This window comes from Variovorax brevis (assembly GCF_030317105.1).
GTDB lineage: Bacteria > Pseudomonadota > Gammaproteobacteria > Burkholderiales > Burkholderiaceae_C > Variovorax > Variovorax brevis.
In genome coordinates this window covers 199,260-213,571 of record NZ_JASZYG010000001.1, presented here as the reverse complement: position 1 = coordinate 213,571, position 14,312 = coordinate 199,260, and the positions used below count along the sequence as shown (strand labels likewise).

Here is a 14,312-nt window from a genome sequence, read left to right as displayed (position 1 = left end):
GCCCCTCCTGCGATGGCCAAGGTTTTTTCAAACAACGAGACACAGCACCGAGGGGTTGGGCAATTTCAGCCGGGGACTTCGGCGCGGGGGCATCCTAAGGCCGATCGTCTGGATACGAAACACCGATCGTCGGGCAAGGTGATTGAACATGTAAGGAGCGGATGCACCGAAGGCGTGCGCCGTGAGAGGCCTGTGCCCCTGCAGCGTGCGCAATGGGGGCTCGTGTCACAAGTCTCACAAAAGATCGAACTCTGCCTACAGACAGGCGAGCGTGCAGTGGTCATCGTGAAAGGATGAAACAGCCCATCGAACTCATCGTTGCCGAGCCGCAACCCGGACGCTTCGTCTGGCGCCTGCTCGAAACCGACACCGAAGGTGCCAACCCGAAAATCCTGGTCAGCGCCTTCGACCCGGTCGACACGTACGAAGAAGCGCTGGCCTCGGGGCAGCGTGCGCTGCAGAGCGAGATCCGGCATCGCGCGCCTGCGGGTCACCAGTAATCGATTGCTCGCTGGACGGCGGGCCGCGCAGGCGGTAAACCGCTGTCCATGGATTCAACTTCTACGCAAAGCGCCGAACTCTGGCGCCTTCCTGCTGCGCGCGTCGCTGAACTGGTGCGCGCCCGTGACATCAGCGCTGTCGAGGCGGCCTCGGCTGCGCTCGCGAGGCTTGCGGCGGTCAACCCGCGGATCAACGCCGTGGTGGACCATCGGCCCGAAGAGGTGCTGGCCCGTGCCCGCGACATCGATGCGGCATTGGCCCGCGGCAACGATCCGGGGCCGCTCGCGGGCGTGCCGGTCACCGTCAAGATCAACGTCGACCAGCGAGGCTTTGCCACCAGCAACGGCGTCCGGCTGCAGAAGGACGCCATCGCGCAGTCCAACAGCCCGGTGGTCGACAACCTGCTCAAGGCCGGCGCCGTCATCGTCGGCCGCACCAACACGCCGGCCTTCAGCTACCGCTGGTTCACCAACAACGGCCTGCACGGGCGCACGCTGAATCCGCGCGACGCGGCGCTCACGCCCGGCGGCTCCTCGGGTGGCGCAGCGTCGGCGGTGGCCAGCGGCATCGGGCACATCGGGCACGGCACCGACATCGCAGGATCGATCCGCTACCCCGCCTTTGCCTGCGGCATCCACGGCTTGCGGCCGTCGCTGGGGCGCGTCGCAGCCTTCAACGCGTCTGCGCCCGAGCGGGCCATCGGCGGGCAGATCATGGCGGTGTCAGGCCCGCTGGCGCGCACGGTGGGCGACTTGCGGCTGGCACTGCAGGCCATGTCCGCCCCCGACGCACGCGACCCGTGGTGGGTGCCCGCCCCCTTGACCGGCCCTGCCGCGCCGCGCTCCGTGGCGCTGTGCCTGCGACCCGACGGCCTGCAGACCCAAGAGGATGTGATCGCCGCCCTGCTGGATGCCGCCGACCGCCTGCGCGACGCCGGCTGGACCGTGGAAGAGGTCGATGCGCTGCCGCCCATTCGCGAGGCATTGGGTGTTCAGATCGCGCTGTGGATGGGCGATAGCTACGACGCGCTCGTGGCGTCTGCAGAGCGCGAAGGCGATGCCGGCGCCATCGCCGCCCTGGCCGGTCAGGCGCAGATCGGCCACAGCATGACGCTGGAGAAACTCTCGGCAGCGTTGACCCGGCGCGCGACCATCACGCGCCAATGGCAGCTGTTCCTGGAGCGCTATCCCGTGGTGCTGTTGCCGGCCTGCGCCGAACTGCCTTTTGCCAACGACCTGGACCTGCAAGGCCCCGAGGGCTACGCACGGGTGTGGGAAGCGCAGATGACCATGATCGGCCTTCCCGTCACCGGACTGCCCTCGCTCGTCGTCTCGACCCGCATGTCCGGCAGCGCAACCGTGGGCGTGCAACTGTTGGCAGGCCGCTTTCGGGAAGACCTGTGCCTGGCGGCGGGCGAGGCCATCGAGGCGCGCGGCGTGCCGCCGAGCCCTGTCGATCCACGCTGAGTTTTTCTTCATCGCCACTCCATGCTTTGCGCACGGCCATGGACCCGCTGCGACTCCCCTCCTCCGGCGAAACGCCGAACGCGCATTTCGCCCATGCCCAAGGCTTGGGCGGCACGCCGGGCCAAGCCTACATCGAGCATCGCGCCATTGCGCTGTCGGTGGCCGAAGCGGCCGGCGTGCGCTTCGACCCCGATTGGGAAGGCCGCCCCGCCGTGCTCGTTGCCTTGCACAACGACCATGACACGCTGGTGTCGGTGCACGGACGCTACCTGAGCACCCTGCGCGGCCAGGACAAGATGCTCACCGTCGGCCCCGGTGAAGGGGTGATCTGCGTAGGCGAAGGGTGGCATGCCGATCCACTCATCCTGGTTGAAGGCTTGTTCGATGCACTGTCGCTGGCGGTGTGCGGCTTCAGCAGCGTGGCCACCATCGGCCGCTGGGCGCCGTGGCTGGCCCAAGTCTGCGCAGGCCGCGAGGTGTGGTTGGGCTTTGATGGCAACCAACCCGGAGAGCACGAGGCGCTGCGCTATTCACGGCGACTGCCCGATGCCACCGTGCGCCGCCTCGTGCCGCCGGATCGCTGCAAGGACTGGAACACCGCCTTGTGCAAGCGGGGCCGGGCCGATGTGGCGCGATGGGTCCGCGGGCGCCTCGGGTGTACAACCGCACCATGAGCAGCAACGCGAAGCCCGAGATCTACGTCAGCACCGACGTGGAGGTCGACGGCCCCATTCCCGGTCCGCATTCGATGCTGAGCATCGCCTCCGCCGCGTTCAGCGCGGACAAGCAGTTGCTGGGCACCTGGTCGGCCAACCTGGAACTGCTGCCGGGCGCCACGGGCCACCCCGATACGCTGGACTGGTGGAAGCAGCACCCCGAAGCGTGGCAGGCCTCGCGCGAGAAGCCGCGAGCGCCTGAGGTGGTGATGAAGGAATACGTCCAGTGGCTCGAAGCGCTGCCCGGCCTGCCGGTGTTCGTCGGTTATCCGGCGGCTTTCGATTTCATGTTCGTCTACTGGTATCTGATCTCCTTTGCGGGGCGCAGCCCTTTCAGCTTCTCGGCGCTGGACATCAAGACGATGGCCATGACGATGCTGCGCAAGGACTACCGCCGCAGCGCCAAGAACACGATGCCCAGGCGCTGGTTCGACGACACGCCGCACACGCACGTGGCGCTTGACGATGCGCTCGAACAAGGCGCACTCTTTTGCAACATGCTGGCGGAGAGCAGGCGCCGCTGATCGCCTGGTGCCGGCACGGGGAGAACCATGGACCCGCACCTGCCGTTGACCGTGTGCTTTCGGGTCACACGCTATTGCAACGCGCGATGCAGCTTCTGCCTCGCGCCGCCGGATGGCGCGCATCCGCCCGCCGGCGTTCTGAAGCAGCGTCTGGACTGGCTCGCAGCGCGGGGCGTGCGCACGATCCATTTCTGCGGCGGCGAGCCGACGATTCATCCCGCCCTGGCGGAGCTTCTTGAACACGTGCAGCGCCAGGGCGGCGGCTCGCTCATGACCACCAACGGCATCGCGCTGCCCGCGCAACTGTTGCCAGCCCTGCGCGCCGCCGGCACCCGCGTCAAGGTGAGCCTGCATGGCGACCGCGCCCATCACGACGCGACCGTCGGCCGCGCTGCCTTTGACCTGGCCACCGGCAACCTGCGGCGCCTGCTGGCATTTGGCATTCCCACCAGCGTACAGACGACTGTCGTGGCCGGTGGCGATTGGGTAGTGGACTGGATGGCCGACTTCTGCCTGGCCGAGCGCGTGCCCCGCCTGAGCATCCTGCCCTTCATTCCGCGCGGCAGCGGCCTCGCGCTGCGCGACGCGCTGGAGCTGGCGAGCCGCCAGCACGCGGCGTTGCGCGAGCAGGTCCGGCGCAAGCGCCGGGCATTGCAGGGGCGGCTGGATGTGCGCTGGCTTGATTTTTCCGCGCGTCCGGTGCACGTGGTGGAAGCCGACGGACGCGTGGTGCTGGAGCGTGCGAGCGAGGCGATGGATACGCAGTTGTGCGTGATTCCGTCGGACACGGTCGTGCGCAAGCGCGTGCCGATTCGCCCCCTCACCTCCGCCCTGGCCGGGTAAGGGCGCAAGACCCAACTTGGGGGAGGCTTCCGTGCACCAGGGCGCTACGCTATCCACGCAAGGAGAACCGCAATGGCGAAACCATCCCTGGAAGACACGGTGACCGCTGCAGAGACCTTTCTTGCGGGCACCTCACGAACCTTCGATGATGCGAACCAGCTCTGGCGCGATTGCCGCGCCCATGACCAGCTCACACTTGCACGAGGCGTGCTCTCCGCAATGCTGCACAAGAAAGGCGCGCTGCACGGGCCACTCCAGCGCGACAAGGCGGTGCTCGACGAGCTGCACACCGACGAAGCGCAGCTGATCAGCAAGGACGTCGAGTGGGCGGCATCGCTGCGCCACGACCTCGCGCTCGACGGACTGGAGGAACGCTTCGGCTCGCTCACCAACCCTGCCCTCGACGGCGAGCGCGAACTGCTCGGCGTGGCAGGCGGCATCTGCAAGCGCCGCTGGCAGGATCTCGGCCAGCTTGCCGACCTGAAGCGCGCCGCCACCTTCTATGAGCGCGGCGCGCGTGCGCGGCCTGGCGAGGAGGAGGATGTCGGCGTCGATGCCTATTGCCACATCAACGCCGCGTTCCTCAACGACGTGCTGGCCAGCCTTGGCGAAGATCCGGTCATTTGCATCGAACGGGCGAGGAACCTGCGCGAGCGCATCCTGGGCGCGCTGCCTGGACTCGAAACGGTCGATGCCAAAAAGCGCTGGTGGAACGCGGCGAGCCGTGCGGAGGCCCTCTTCGGCCTTGGGCAAATACCGGAAGCAACGCAGGCCATCCTCGCAGCCGATCCGTCAAAAGCCGAGCGCTGGGAGCTTCAGACGACGATGCACCAACTCGGCCACCTGGCACAACTGCGCTACGCCGATCCGCTCGGCGTGCCCGAGGTGAAGGCCTTCTTCGAGGCGATCTTTCCGGGCAACAGCGCCGCGGTGATCTCCTCGCTGATCGGCAAGGTGGGTCTTGCGCTGTCGGGCGGGGGTTTTCGCGCTTCGCTCTACCACCTGGGTGTCCTGGCGCAGCTCGCCGAGCGCGACATGCTGCGCCATCTCTCGGTGCTCTCGTGCGTGTCGGGCGGCAGCATCGTCGGCGCCTGTTACTGGCTGGCGCTGCGCCGCCGCTTGCTGAGCGATGCCGCGCCGATGCGACGCGAGGACTACATCGCGCTGGTGCAGGAGGTCATCGAGCATTTCTGCACCGGCGTCGATCGCGACCTGCGCAAGCAGATCCAGCCCTCGAAGCTGAAGGCCGCGTGGCGACTGCTCAAGGAAGACGAACTCGGCGCACTCGATCCGGAGGACGGCGCGAAGCAGATGCACGAGTGTTTCTATGCCCCGCTGATGGGCGATCTGGGGCGGACGCTGGAAGAGCCGATCTACATGCACGACCTGGAGTTCAAACCCAGGGATCACGTGCAAGCCCATGGCGACAAGTTGCCCTTCCGCCCCGGCCAGGACAACTGGCTTCGCCACGACAAGGTACCTGTGCTGGTGATCAACGCCACGACGCTCAACACCGGCCATGCCTGGCAGTTCACCCCCACCTGGATGGGCGAATCGCCATGGGCGATCCATGAAAGCGCTGACAGCATCCCGCGGCTCGAATGGTCACGCTACGGCAAGGACGGCAAGACCTGGAAGGTGGAGCTGGCCCGCGCCGTCGCGGCCTCCGCGTGCGTGCCCGGCATCTTCGCGCCAGTGAAACTCGACGGCGGCTACACCAGTGGCGTGAACCTGCGGCTCGTCGATGGCGGCGTCCACGACAACCAGGGCACTGTGGCCATGCTTGCGCAGGATTGCAATGTGGTGCTGGTGAGCGATGCCTGCGGCCAATTGACCCTGGAGAACGACACGGCGCCCGGAATCAAGGGCCTGGCCGCTTATGGCAACCGCACGCTGAACATCGTCATGGAGCGCGTGCGCCTGGCGAACTTCGCCGATCTCGTGGCACGCAGGCAGAGCGGCCTGCTGCGCTCGCTGATGTTCCTGCACATGAAGGCCGGGCTGGATGCGGACGTCGTGCGGCGCACGGATTCGCAGGAGAGCTACGAGATCGAACGCAACGTGATGTCGAGCTCGGGCGTTCGCAAGGATTTGCAGCGCGCCCTTGCCGAGTTGCGCACCGATCTCGACGCGTTCACGCCGGACGAACGCAACGCGTTGATGGCCTGCGGCTACCGCATGGCCAGCTACGCGATCGAGCGCGACCTGCACGCCGCCAGCGGCTTTGTGACGAAGCCGCCGGCCGAGCGCCCCGAATGGCCCTTTGACGCGATCCTTGGTGACCTCACCGATGCGGGCTCATCGACCGACAGGCGTCGCCAGCTGCTGACCGATTTCGCACGCGGCAGGAAGGTGGTGCTTTGAGTCCTGCCCCCGAGTCCACCCCCCTCAATGCGTTGTAGATTAGTGCTTTACCAGTCAAGTCGGAGCGACGCATGAAACTGCCGGACATCGAACTCGTATCTGCAGAGGTCCATGCTGCATGGATGGAGACCAAGCGCGCCCAGGGTGTGACGTCCCGCAAGGACGAGCATGGTGAGGAACTGATGATTCCTTACGAACAGCTTTCTGAAACGGCAAAGGAGCTTGATCGCGCCACGGTACGCGCCGTCTACAAGGCCATCGAGCGACTCTCGCCACCACCGTGACCCGTCGACAGGGGTCATCGACCGGGGGCGCTAATGCGCAGGCAGGTAGCGCACCGACAGCACCCCGGCAATCGCGCCGATGTCATCGAGCACCGCGTCACTCACAGCGCTGTCCACATCGACCAGCGTGTAGGCCATGTCGCCACGCGACTTGTTGACCATGTTGTGGATGTTCAGCCCCGCACGCGCCATTGCGGTCGAGATCTGGCCGAGCATGTTCGGCACGTTGGCATTCGCAATCGCGACCCGGAAGGCCGACTCACGGCCCATGCTCACGCTCGGGAAGTTCACCGCATTGGCGACGTTGCCGTTTTCCAGGTAGTCGCGCAGTTGGTCCGCCACCATCACGGCGCAGTTCTCCTCCGCCTCGCGCGTGCTCGCGCCCAAGTGCGGCAGGCACACGATGCGCTCGTGCTTCAGCAGCGGCCCACTCGGAAAGTCGCACACATAGCGCCCCAGTTGCCCTGACTCCAGCGATGCCAGCACCGCCGCGTTGTTCACCACGCCCTCGCGCGAGAAGTTCAGCAGCACCGCGCCCGGCTGCATGAGCCCGATGTTGTCGGCGTTCACCAAATCACGCGTTGCGTCGACCAGGGGCACGTGCAGCGTCACGAACTGCGCATTGCGCAAGACCTCGGACACCGTCACCGCCTTGCGCACCTGCGAGGGCAGGCTCCAGGCGGCATCGACGGTGATGTCGGGGTCGTAGCCCAGCACGTTCATGCCCAGCTTGATGGCTGCGTCCGCCACCAGGCAGCCCACCTTGCCGAGCCCGACGATGCCCAGCGTCTGGCCCGCCAGTTCAAAGCCTGCAAAGGCCGCCTTGCCCTGCTCCACGGACTTGTCGAGGTCGCCGGCGTCGCGCGCCAGATCGTCGACGAAACGCAAGGCGCCCGAGAGGTTGCGCGCCGCCATCAGCATGCCGGCCAGCACCAGTTCCTTCACCGCGTTGGCGTTGGCGCCCGGTGCGTTGAACACCGGCACGCCGCGCTCGCTCATGGCCTTGACGGGGATGTTGTTGGTGCCCGCGCCGGCCCGGCCGATGGCCCGGACGCTGCCGGCAATGTCGAGCTTGTGCATGTCGGCCGAGCGCACCAGCACCGCATCGGGGGCCGCCACGTCTTTTCCGGCGACGTAGCGCTCGGCGGGCAAGCGAGCCAGGCCCTTGGGCGAGATCTCGTTGAGCACCAAAATCTTGAGCCGCTCAGCCATGGCTGGCCTCGAACTCTTTCATGTAGGCCACCAGCGCCACGACGCCCTCGATGGGCATGGCGTTGTAGATCGACGCGCGCATGCCGCCCACCGAACGGTGGCCCTTGAGCTGCACCATGCCGCGCTCCTGCGCGCCTTTCAGGAAGGCTTCATCGAGCGACTCGTCGCGCAGCTTGAAGGGGACATTCATCAGCGAGCGGTCTTCGCGCTCCACCGGGTTGTAGAAGAATTTCGTGGTTTCCAGATGGTCGTAGAGCACCGCCGCCTTCTTGCGGTTGTTCGCCTCGATGGCCGCGACCCCACCCTGCGCCTTGATCCAGTTGAACACCAAGCCCGCCATGTAGATGGTGTAGGTGGGCGGCGTGTTGAACATCGAATCGTTGTCGGCCTGGATCTTGTAGTCGAAGGCCGAGGGCGTGATGGGCAGCGCGTTGCCGATGAGGTCGTCGCGCACGATGACGATGGTCACGCCGGCCGGGCCCACGTTTTTCTGCGTGCCGGCGTAGATCAGGCCATAGCGGCTCACGTCGACGGGCCGCGAAATGAAGTTGCTGGACATGTCGGCCACCAGCGGCACGTCGCCGGTGTCGGGCGTCCAGTGGTATTCGACGCCGCCGATGGTTTCGTTGGAGCAGATGTGCACATAGGCGGCATCCCGGTCGAGCTTCCAGGTGTCCTGCTTCGGCACGCGGGTGTAGCCGCCCTCTTCCGAGCTGCCGGCCACGTTGACCTTGCAATACTTTTTCGCTTCCTTGATGGACTTCTTCGACCACTCGCCGGTGTCGATGTAGTCGGCGCTGCTGTGGCCGCGCAGCATGTTCATGGGCACGATGGCGTTTTCGCCGATGGCGCCGCCTTGCAGGAAGAGCACCTTGTAGTTCGCCGGAATGGCCATCAGCTCGCGAAGCAGCCGCTCCGCCTCGGCGTGGATGGCGATGAATTCCTTGCCACGGTGGCTCATCTCCATCACCGACATGCCGCTGCCGCGCCAATCAAGCATTTCATCGGCTGCTTTGCGCAGCACGGATTCGGGCAGCATCGCCGGGCCGGCGCTGAAGTTGAAAACACGTGACATCGATCGGTCTCCAGAAGAAATGGCATGGAACGGGCTGCTCATTCGACAGGACACGCGCCAAAAATGCAATGGCAGTCGCCCGCGGCCGGCATGGCCGTAGGACGGCGCTCACCGGAAATCGGGTGCACTTCCTCGGCTTTCTCCACCCCGCTTGGCGCATATTTGCCATTGAGGAGTTCGGGGGAACCCCACCCGCTCTCCAACTCGCCCTCATTGCGATCTACATGCCCCGGTGCACCAAAATGCACCGGGGCTTTTTTTTGGAGCGATGCGAGCGCTGTCATGGTTGGCCTATCTCTCCCGGTGGGTTGATCTCCTACACGGGCGTCCCCGATGATCGATTAGCCTGAGGAGACTCTGAACAAGTCCTCGGCGGAGCAAGCATCTTCAGCCGCGCGCCTCGCCAGAACTTGTTCGGAGTACCTTAGCGATTGGCCGGAGGCCCACATGCCATTGCTCATCCTGATGGACGCGGCTGGCAACGCACGACAAATCCTGCTGAGACCGGGAAGAAACACGATAGGCCGCAGTGCAAGAAACGACATCGTCATCGACTCGCGCCGGGCGAGCCGCTCGCACGCGGTCATCGTTTACGAAGGCGCGTTCAGCACCATCACCGACCTGCACAGCCTGAACGGCACGCTGGTCAACGGCGAGTTGATCGTCAGCCAGCTGCTGGCCAACGGCGACGGCATCCAGATTGGCACTGTGGACATCCGTTTCGTGGAAAGCAACCGCGAACTGCCAGCGGTGCAGGCCCTGCGGATCCTGACGGCGCCGACCCTGGGCGAAAGCGAGATCACGGTCTGGCCGAGCAAGCCGGGGGGTTTGGCGGGCTGAGGGTGCTCTTCGCGTCGCTACTCGACGGTGGTTGGGGCGGCGTCCGCGGTTGCCCGCAGGCGTTGCACGGCATATCCCTGCGCTTTGAGCAGCTGCAGGATGTTTTGCTTGCCAACGAAATGCAGGACGCCCACGGCCACGAAACTCGTTGGCCTTGATCGGCTGTTCAGCAGGATCTGCTCTACCAGCAGGTGGTTGCGGCGGATCATTTGTGCGTCAGAAAATTTGCCGGTCTCGCCGACAGAACCTTGGAGCGCCAGCTCACGAATGAGGTCCAGGTTGCCGGTTTTCCACCCTTCGACGAGTCCGTTCATGGACGCGAGCGCCTTCCCGCTTTGCAAGTCGGTGATCGTTTCCTCCATCTCCAGCAACTGGATGGCTTCGGGGGCTTCAAGAAGGGCATCCATCTGCTTGTCGATTCCCTCCAACTCGACGACGGGCATCCTGGCGGCCTTGGCAAAGCCCAGCAGGAATGCCTCGCCGGAATTTGCGGGCGACAGGCCAAGCTTGCTGCTCTCGGACACCACAAGAAAGGCGGCCAGCAATGGCGGCTTGAGCCGCTCCACGATGGACGAATCCACGGCGCTTCGCTTCAATGCAGCGTCCACCCACGCGGCCTGGCTGCCGCTGAGCGGTACCCTCTTTTCCTGAAGTCCGCGGGCCATGTAGATCTCGCCCAGCTGGGGATTCAACACATCGACTTCGACCTGCAACTGCCTTGCATTGCGCAGAGCGCGCTGGACATTGGGCGCCAAAGGAAAGAAATCAGGCTTCCCGACGTGAAGGGTGCCGAAGAGAAAGATGGTCTGGCCATCTTTCGCGGCCTTGAAAAAGATTCCTTCGGGCGGCGAGTTCGACGGTGGCGGAGTCTGCGCGACGGCTTGCAGGCATGTCTGCAACCCGATGACGAGAAGGGCGATCTTGAGCAGTGTCTTGAGCACGTGAAATTCTCCGGACTTCTTCTTTGGATGTGGCGCACCAAGGTGTGCCCCATGACTCTAGATTCGCGGAAGTCTCACTCAGCTAGCGATTTACCCAGGCGATCAATCGCGCGCAGTTTTCATTTCGAAGAAGCTTGTTAAAAGATTTCTTCGACCTACGCATGAACACCCGTGTATTCACTCATCACCGCCAGATCGCTCAGATGCTCGCGCGGAATCTCCGCACCAAGCTGTCCGCGCTTGATGACCAGTACGCGCTGCGACACGGTGGCGATGAAATCCAGGTTCTGCTCGACCAGCACGATGGTCAGGCCCAAGCGATCGCGCAATTGCGTCAGCGTCTGCGCAATCTCCTCGATGATCGACGGCTGGATGCCTTCCGTGGGCTCGTCCAGCAGCAGGATCTTCGGCTTGCCGGCCAGCGCGCGCGCCAGGGCGAGCAACTGTTGCTCGCCGCCGGAGAGCGATCCACCCGCGCGGTCGAGCAGCGGCACCAGGCGCGGAAAGTCGGCCAGCAACGCGTCGAGCGCGGTCGATGCGCTCTGCCCTGTCTTGACGAGGCCCATGCGCAGGTTGTCGCGCGCCGACAGCGACGCAAAGATTTCCCTGCCCTGCGGCACATAGGCCATGCCCAGCCGCGCGCGGCCGTGCGGTGCCATGTGGGTGATGTCCTTGCCGTCGAGCGTCACGTTGCCGCCCGTGGGCTTCAGCGCGCCGATCAGGCAGCGCAGGAATGTCGTCTTGCCCATGCCGTTGTGGCCGAGGATGCCCAGCGACTCACCCGCCTCGATGGCCATCGAGATGCGGTGCAGCACGGGGATGTCCCCGTAGCCGGCGTCGAGTGCTGTCACGGTGAGCATGATCGTCAGTGCGGCTTCTTGCCAAGGTAGATCTGCTGCACCAGCGGATCGCTCATGATCCTGTCGGGCGTGTCCTCGCGGATCACCTGCCCTTGGTGCAGAACGGTGACGCGCTTGGCGATCATGCGGATGAAGCTCATGTCGTGCTCCACCACCACCAGCGCATGCTGTCGGTTGATTTCGAGGATCAGCTCCGCCGTGCGCGCTACCTCGGCATCGCTCATGCCCGCTGCAGGCTCGTCCAGCAGGATCAGCGGCGGATCGGCGGCCAGCACCACCGCCAGCTCCACCCATTGACGCTGGCCGTGCGCCAAGGTGCCGGCGATGGCGTCGCGCTCGGCCAGCATGCCGACGCGCTCGAGCGTGGTCTGCGTCACGTCCTTCGCGCGCTGCCGCGTGTTCACGCGTTGCGCCGAGAGCCACACGTTCTCCCATACGGACAACCCGTTGAACAGGCTCGGCACCTGCGTCTTGATGCCGATGCCCAGCCGGCCGGGTTCGTGCGGCTGCACGCGCGAGATGTCCTTGCCTCGAAACAAGATCTGGCCCGACGTCGGCTTGACCTGTCCTGTCAGCAGCTTGAAGAAGGTGCTCTTGCCGGCGCCGTTGGGCCCGATCACGCAGCGCAATTCGGCTTCGGCGAGCGTGAAGTTGACGTCGCGTGTGGCGTGCACGCCGCCAAAGCGCACGTTGAGGTTGCGCGTCTCCAGCATGGGCGCGGTGTGCGCGTTCATGCCTTGCGCTCCTCCACGCGCGGCGGCGTCGCCGTGGCCGGCTTGCTCGCGTGGGGCTTTCTCGTCCACAGCTTGCGCAGCAGGTCGCCCAGTGCCGGCACCAACCCTTTGGGGACCATCAGCACGAACAGCACCAGGATGGCACCGAGCACGAGGTTCGCATTGAAGGTCTGCTGCGTGCCGATTTGCGTCGTCAGCCACTGGATCAGAACGCAGCCGACCACCGGACCGATGAGCGTGCCCAGCCCACCCACGATCACCCAGATGATGATCTGCGCGGACTGCGCGAGCCCGAACACGGTCGGGCTCGTGAAGGAACCCCAATTGGCGAACAGGCACCCCGCCAGCCCCGCAACGGCCCCGCCGAGCGTGAACGCAAAGAGCTTGTAGGCGCGCGGGTCGTAGCCGAGCAACTGGGCGCGATGCTCGTTCTCCTTGATGGCGATGATGACGTGCCCCACGCGCGAGGCAATCAGCCAGCGCAGCCCGCCATACACCGCGATCAGCAAACCCAGGCTCAGGTTGAACATGCCGCGTGGCGTGATCGTCGTGTCGGTGTCGCCCGGCCAGTTGAGCGGCGCGATGGCCGGAATGCCATTGAAGCCGCCCAGCGCCGCCTTGCCGATGCGCCACTCGGGACCGGCCGTCGAGTTGACGAGGTTGTAGAGAATCAGCGTCACGGTCAGCGTGATGACGCCCATGTACACGTCCGACAGGCGCCCGTAGAAGATCACGTAGCCGAGCACGGCCGCAAACAGCGCCGGCACCACGATCGACAGCACGAATGGAATGGTGCTGTCGCCCAGGTTGCCCACCGCCAGCGCGTAGGTGTACGCACCCAGCCCGAAGAAGGCCGCCTGCCCGAAGCACAGGATGCCGCCGAAGCCCCAGATGAAGCCCAGGCTCACCGCCAGCATCGACATCACGATGTAAACGGTGACCTCGATCAGCGTGAAGTCGTCGATCACGCCAGGCAGGCCGACGAGCAAGACGACGCCAATCGCAACGCACAGCGCCGCGCTTTTCCACGAAGCCGCGAAGGCCGCCACGCTGCCCGAGGTCACAGCGACCCCTTGAAGAAGCGCCCCGTGATGCCCTGCGGCAACAGGCGCAGCATCACGATGGCGGCGAACAGCAGCGCCACTTCACCGAACACGGGCGTGCTCAGGAAGGCCGCAATCTGGTTGATGGCGCCAAAGAAAGTCGACGCACCCACCAGCCCCGCAAGGATGGCGGGGCCGCCGCCAATCACGGTGATGAAGGCCTTGGCAATGAAGGCACCACCCATCGTCGGCACCACGCCGGTGAGCGGCGTGAGCAGTCCGCCCGCCAAGCCCGAAAGCGACGCGCCCACCGCAAAGGTGACCGAGTACACACGGCTGGGACTGATGCCCAGCGCATCGGCCATCTGCGGGTTCTGCATGGTGCCGCGCGCAATCAGTCCCCACTGCGTTTTCAGCAGCACCGCCCGCAACACCAACGCCAACACGACGGCCACGCCGATGATCACCAGTGTGTAGACCGACACCGAATACGCGCCGATGCTGAAGTTGCCCAGAGGCGTGGAAATGCCCGCGGTCGTGTTGCCGAACACCGATGTGATGATGCCCACCAGCAGCAGCGACAGGCCCCAGGTGGCGAGCATGGTGTCGATCATTCGTCCATAGAGCCGCCGGATCACCAGCCGCTCCAGCACGACGCCGACCAGCCCCACCGCCAGCGGCGCCACGATGAAGATCGCGATCCAGAGGTTGATGCCGATCTTCAGCGCGCCCAGCGTGGCATAGCCGCCCAGCATGAGGAACTCGCCGTGCGCCAGATTGATGACTTTCATCATCCCGAAGATCACCGCCAGCCCCGCCGAAATGATCACGAGGCTGGCGATGCCGTATAGCACCTGGATGATGACGATGGCGGCGAGGTCCATGCGGCAACTCAGCGCACGAAGCGTG

General features: G+C 65.3%; 16 protein-coding genes. 8 read left to right on the top strand and 8 right to left on the bottom strand.

Annotated features, from left to right (window positions below; all coding sequences use genetic code 11):
• Nucleotides 1–293: 293 nt before the first annotated feature.
• The 7 genes from QTI66_RS00855 (at nucleotide 294) to QTI66_RS00825 (ending at nucleotide 6,698) form a co-directional block, all read left to right on the top strand.
• Nucleotides 294–500 (top strand): hypothetical protein, encoded by a 207-nt coding sequence (locus tag QTI66_RS00855; RefSeq protein WP_286556766.1) that lies wholly within the window; start codon nucleotides 294–296, stop codon nucleotides 498–500.
• A 48-nt stretch (nucleotides 501–548) separates the two neighbouring features.
• Nucleotides 549–1,967, top strand: coding sequence for an amidase family protein (locus QTI66_RS00850; protein ID WP_286556764.1), 1,419 nt, complete (start codon nucleotides 549–551; stop codon nucleotides 1,965–1,967).
• A 38-nt stretch (nucleotides 1,968–2,005) separates the two neighbouring features.
• Nucleotides 2,006–2,641 carry a toprim domain-containing protein gene (locus QTI66_RS00845; protein WP_286556762.1) on the top strand — a complete coding sequence of 212 codons (636 nt, stop codon included), beginning with the start codon at nucleotides 2,006–2,008 and terminating at the stop codon, nucleotides 2,639–2,641.
• Nucleotides 2,638–3,207 (top strand): 3'-5' exonuclease family protein, encoded by a 570-nt coding sequence (locus QTI66_RS00840; RefSeq protein ID WP_286556761.1) that lies wholly within the window; start codon nucleotides 2,638–2,640, stop codon nucleotides 3,205–3,207. Before QTI66_RS00845 ends, QTI66_RS00840 begins: the two co-directional genes overlap by 4 nt.
• Before the next feature lie 27 nt (nucleotides 3,208–3,234).
• A complete protein-coding gene (locus QTI66_RS00835) occupies nucleotides 3,235–4,050 on the top strand; it encodes a radical SAM protein (RefSeq protein ID WP_286556760.1) in 816 nt (271 codons plus the stop codon).
• 72 nt (nucleotides 4,051–4,122) lie between these two features.
• Entirely contained in the window at nucleotides 4,123–6,414 is a 2,292-nt protein-coding gene (locus QTI66_RS00830; protein ID WP_286556759.1) for a patatin-like phospholipase family protein, read from the top strand.
• A 71-nt stretch (nucleotides 6,415–6,485) separates the two neighbouring features.
• Nucleotides 6,486–6,698 carry a RyR domain-containing protein gene (locus QTI66_RS00825; RefSeq protein ID WP_286556758.1) on the top strand — a complete coding sequence of 71 codons (213 nt, stop codon included), beginning with the start codon at nucleotides 6,486–6,488 and terminating at the stop codon, nucleotides 6,696–6,698.
• Nucleotides 6,699–6,728: 30 nt separating this feature from the next.
• Here QTI66_RS00825 and QTI66_RS00820 read toward each other — a convergent pair whose 3' ends face one another.
• The 3 genes from QTI66_RS00820 to QTI66_RS00810 are packed head-to-tail and all read right to left on the bottom strand — an operon-like array spanning nucleotide 6,729 to nucleotide 9,269.
• On the bottom strand, nucleotides 6,729–7,910 hold the full coding sequence (locus tag QTI66_RS00820) for a phosphoglycerate dehydrogenase (protein ID WP_286556757.1): 1,182 nt from the start codon (nucleotides 7,908–7,910) through the stop codon (nucleotides 6,729–6,731).
• Nucleotides 7,903–8,985, bottom strand: a complete 1,083-nt coding sequence (gene serC, locus QTI66_RS00815; RefSeq protein WP_286556755.1) for a 3-phosphoserine/phosphohydroxythreonine transaminase — start codon at nucleotides 8,983–8,985, stop codon at nucleotides 7,903–7,905. The genes QTI66_RS00820 and serC overlap by 8 nt, the downstream gene beginning before the upstream one ends.
• Before the next feature lie 38 nt (nucleotides 8,986–9,023).
• Nucleotides 9,024–9,269 (bottom strand): hypothetical protein, encoded by a 246-nt coding sequence (locus QTI66_RS00810; protein ID WP_286556753.1) that lies wholly within the window; start codon nucleotides 9,267–9,269, stop codon nucleotides 9,024–9,026.
• 163 nt (nucleotides 9,270–9,432) lie between these two features.
• On the opposite strand from QTI66_RS00810, the gene QTI66_RS00805 reads away from it, so the two are divergent.
• Nucleotides 9,433–9,825, top strand: coding sequence for an FHA domain-containing protein (locus QTI66_RS00805; protein ID WP_286556752.1), 393 nt, complete (start codon nucleotides 9,433–9,435; stop codon nucleotides 9,823–9,825).
• Between the two features lie 17 nt (nucleotides 9,826–9,842).
• Here the strand turns inward: QTI66_RS00805 and QTI66_RS00800 are convergent, their stop codons facing one another.
• From QTI66_RS00800 to QTI66_RS00780, 5 genes are all read right to left on the bottom strand, one after another.
• A complete protein-coding gene (locus tag QTI66_RS00800) occupies nucleotides 9,843–10,766 on the bottom strand; it encodes a TraB/GumN family protein (protein WP_286556750.1) in 924 nt (307 codons plus the stop codon).
• Nucleotides 10,767–10,921: 155 nt separating this feature from the next.
• Nucleotides 10,922–11,626: an ABC transporter ATP-binding protein gene (locus QTI66_RS00795; RefSeq protein WP_286556749.1), complete on the bottom strand. Its 705-nt coding sequence runs from the start codon at nucleotides 11,624–11,626 to the stop codon at nucleotides 10,922–10,924.
• 5 nt (nucleotides 11,627–11,631) lie between these two features.
• Nucleotides 11,632–12,360, bottom strand: coding sequence for an ABC transporter ATP-binding protein (locus tag QTI66_RS00790; RefSeq protein ID WP_286556748.1), 729 nt, complete (start codon nucleotides 12,358–12,360; stop codon nucleotides 11,632–11,634).
• Nucleotides 12,357–13,424 (bottom strand): branched-chain amino acid ABC transporter permease, encoded by a 1,068-nt coding sequence (locus tag QTI66_RS00785; protein WP_286556747.1) that lies wholly within the window; start codon nucleotides 13,422–13,424, stop codon nucleotides 12,357–12,359. The genes QTI66_RS00790 and QTI66_RS00785 overlap by 4 nt, the downstream gene beginning before the upstream one ends.
• Nucleotides 13,421–14,287 (bottom strand): ABC transporter permease subunit, encoded by an 867-nt coding sequence (locus tag QTI66_RS00780; RefSeq protein ID WP_286556746.1) that lies wholly within the window; start codon nucleotides 14,285–14,287, stop codon nucleotides 13,421–13,423. Before QTI66_RS00780 ends, QTI66_RS00785 begins: the two co-directional genes overlap by 4 nt.
• Between the last annotated feature and the right edge of the window lie 25 nt (nucleotides 14,288–14,312).